This is a genomic window from Kosmotoga sp. DU53 (assembly GCF_001639905.1).
Classification (GTDB): Bacteria; Thermotogota; Thermotogae; order Petrotogales; family Kosmotogaceae; genus Kosmotoga; species Kosmotoga olearia.
Map to the genome: position 1 here is coordinate 1 of NZ_JGCK01000003.1, position 3323 is coordinate 3323.

At 45.3% G+C, this 3323-nt stretch carries 3 protein-coding genes; all 3 read left to right on the top strand.

From position 1 onward, the window contains the following. Nucleotides 1–434 precede the first annotated feature (434 nt). The 3 genes from DU53_RS00310 to DU53_RS00320 are packed head-to-tail and all read left to right on the top strand — an operon-like array spanning nt 435 to nt 3111. The gene (locus tag DU53_RS00310; RefSeq protein ID WP_012744596.1) at nt 435–1400 is read left to right on the top strand and encodes an ABC transporter substrate-binding protein; all 966 of its coding nucleotides are present in this window, start codon (nt 435–437) and stop codon (nt 1398–1400) included. A gap of 5 nt (nt 1401–1405) precedes the next feature. Next, on the top strand, nt 1406–2365 hold the full coding sequence (locus DU53_RS00315) for an ABC transporter permease (RefSeq protein ID WP_012744597.1): 960 nt from the start codon (nt 1406–1408) through the stop codon (nt 2363–2365). Next, nucleotides 2362–3111 carry an ATP-binding cassette domain-containing protein gene (locus tag DU53_RS00320; protein ID WP_012744598.1) on the top strand — a complete coding sequence of 250 codons (750 nt, stop codon included), beginning with the start codon at nt 2362–2364 and terminating at the stop codon, nt 3109–3111. Before DU53_RS00315 ends, DU53_RS00320 begins: the two co-directional genes overlap by 4 nt. The last annotated feature ends 212 nt before the right edge of the window (nt 3112–3323 follow it).

The window sequence follows — 3323 nt, forward strand, 5'->3', positions numbered from 1 at the left end:
CAGTGTTCCGGGATATCCCGGTGAGTCTTGTTACCTCACGAATAGAACCATATTCCTGATAGAGCCGTTGAATCTCTTTGACCTCGTACACGTTTTTCACCCCTCCGTATACCTCCTTGAGCAGATTGTTTCTATTATCTCGCTCAAGAAGGTCTTTTTTTCCAGGGGGTAACGGGTCAATTTTCTATGGCCCTGGGGGGTCAATTTTATTTGACCACATACATATGGAGGCAAGCGGATGTTGAAGCTAAAAGAACGATCAGTTTGCAGTGAAATTTACATATTTGCTTATTATTGGTGGTTTAGGGGATTGCCCTCTTCAGGGGTTCCCCCAATACCACTTGCTACATAATTGGGGAACTCATAAGGTAGAAGAAGAGGGCATCTGAAAAAGATGCCCTCTTTTTTTATATAACTTTACAGGGGGTGTTTGTATGAAAAGGTTTATTACCGTCGTGGTCATCCTTCTTTCAATTGTCGGTTTTGGTGTTGTCAAGATAGGTGTTACTCAGATTGTCGATCATCCAGCACTCGACGCAGTTGTAAAGGGTATGATAAGTTTTCTGGAAGAATCGGGTTTTGAAGTTGGCAAGGACATTGTATTGGATAGGCAAAGTGCTCAGGGAAGTGTGCAGAATGCGGTTGCAATAGCCAAGAAGTTTGCTTCCGAGGACATCGATATTGTTGTTGCCGTGACAACCCCCTCGGCTCAAGCATGTGCGCAGGCTATAACTGACAGGCCGGTTGTCTTTTCAGCGGTAACCGATCCTGTTGGAGCAGGATTGATCAAACAATTTGGTAAGAATGAAGGGAACATCGTTGGAATCTCTGATATGGTACCAGTTGCAACGCATTTGAAGCTCATAAGAATGGTGTTTCCCGAGGCTAAGAAGGTAGGGGTGATCTACAATCCGGGAGAAGCCAATTCTGTGACTCTGACAGAGATTGCAAAATCAGCTGCCCCAAGTCTTGGTTTTACCATTGTCGATATTCCCGGTACAACCCCAAATGAAATGATAACAGCCCTTAACAGTATTGGACCAAGCGTTGATGTTATTTACGTTGGAACAGATAATACCGTAGCATCCTCAATTCAAGCAATTGGATCCGCTGCTATCAAGCTTAAAAAGCCGATAGTTGCTGCGGACATTTCCATAGCAAGAGGAGGAGGAATCATAGGATTTGGATTTAACTATTTTCAGGTAGGAATTGAAACCGGGCGTATAGTTTTGGCTTTGCTGAAAGGAGCAAAGCCGAGCGAGATTGAATCAAGGATTCTCGGGCCTGATTCTTTGGAGTTGTTTGTGAATTTGGATCTTGCGAAAGCACTTGGAGTGGAGATACCAAAAGAACTTGTGGAGAGAGCCGATATAGTTGTTGAAAATGGTGTTGAGAGGTGACAAATGTGATCTCGATTTTTGAGCAGGGGTTGCTCTTATCTATAGCCGCCATGGGTGTTTACATATCTTTTCGCATTGTTGATCTTCCTGATTTGACACCGGACGGATCCTATGTACTTGGGGGAGCCGTCGCAGTGGCACTCCTTCGTTCCGGTCATTGGTGGGTCCACTCTCTGATTCTCGCCGTTATCGCATCTGCTCTGGCAGGTGTGGTAACGGCCTTCATAACCACAAGGTTTCGTGTTAATTCTTTGCTTGCCTCAATAATGGTTATGACTGGACTCTATTCAGTCAATATTAGAGTGATGAAGGCACCGAATCTTCCGATTCCAAGGATTGACACTGGAGCAGTCATGAATTACGAGCAGATGGCAGGAAAAACTCCTTTGGACGATCTTCTGGGTAGCACTGTTGCTTCTTATCAGGGTTCAGGTGCGAAAGCGATTTCAATACCTTTCAACGGTATTTCTGACGGAAGAGATCTATTCATTATAACTCTCTTTGCGGTAGGAGCTCTGCTGCTCATGTGGGTTTTCTTGAAAACCGAGTTTGGAATCATGTTCAGGGGTTATGGGCGAAATCGGTTTGCTGTTAAGACACTCGGTATGAACCCTAATCTTTTTGCTTATGTCGGGTTAGCCCTGGGGAACGCATTCGCTGGTCTTTCAGGAGGTCTTTTCTCAATGTACAGTGGTTTTGCAGATGTCAATATGGGTCTTGGTATCGTTGTCATATGTCTTGCTTCCGTAATTCTTGGGGAGATACTTCTCGGTAAATTTGGCTGGATGTACGGAATGTTATGCCCACTTTTTGGAGCATTAGCGTATCAGCTCCTTCTCACTGTCGCGATGAAGTACGGCTATAAGGTGGGTTTTAAACCAACTGATATGAAGCTCCTGACAGCCGTATTTGTGGTTGTTGTCATCGCATTGAGACGCTTTAAGAAAAGTGAGGTGACAACATGATAAGTGTGAAAAACGTTGAGGTTGTATACAATAGGGGAACGTTGGATGAAAAAACAGCGCTTAAAGGTGTGTCAATGAAAATCCTTCCAGGTGAGTTTGTAATCATAGTGGGATCAAACGGAGCGGGCAAGTCAACCCTTCTGAAGGTGATTACAGGGGAGATCAAACCACTGCGTGGGAGTTGCGAGATTATGGGTTCACCTGTTAGAGCTAATCAAATATTCAGAAAAGCGAGTATTGTGTGCCAGGATCCGAATACCGGTGTGTTTCCGAATCTGACAATAGAGGAGAATCTCATACTAGCCAGAAGAAAAGGATCGAGAGGCTTAACATTTGGTCGAATTGACAAAAAGAGCATCGAACTTCTCAAATCCACGAAGTTGGGCTTAGAAAGTGATCTCAAGAGAAAAGCTTCGAAGCTTTCAGGTGGACAGAAGCAAGCGCTTGCCCTTGTGATGGCGGTTTCATCTGATCCTGAACTTCTACTCCTGGACGAACACACAGCGGCACTCGATCCCAGGAGCACGGAAACCATAATGGAGCTAACAGAGAGAATAAACAAAGAACTCGGCACTACTGTAGTTATGATAACTCACGACATGGCAATAGCCGAAAACTATGGCGAGCGTGTAATAGTGATGGAAGATGGTAAAGTATCTGCTATTATTGATAAAACAACAAGAAAGGTTGCTGCGTCAGAACTCAAGGCAATGATAGGAACGGCCGCACTGCTTGCAGCAGATTGATTGGGGATACAAAAAAGTGTGAGCTGCTTCGCAGTTGGCATGCGCCTGCGGCGGAAAGAGCTGGACTACGTCCAGGACGCTTGCAGAGGCAGTCAACTGGTGGAGCGACGCTTGCGAGGCTGAGGCTTGCGGACGCTGTCAGTTAATAAAGCGACACGAACCGCAAGCGGTTTGACACGAACTCCTTCTGAGTTGTTCCGAACCACTTCGTG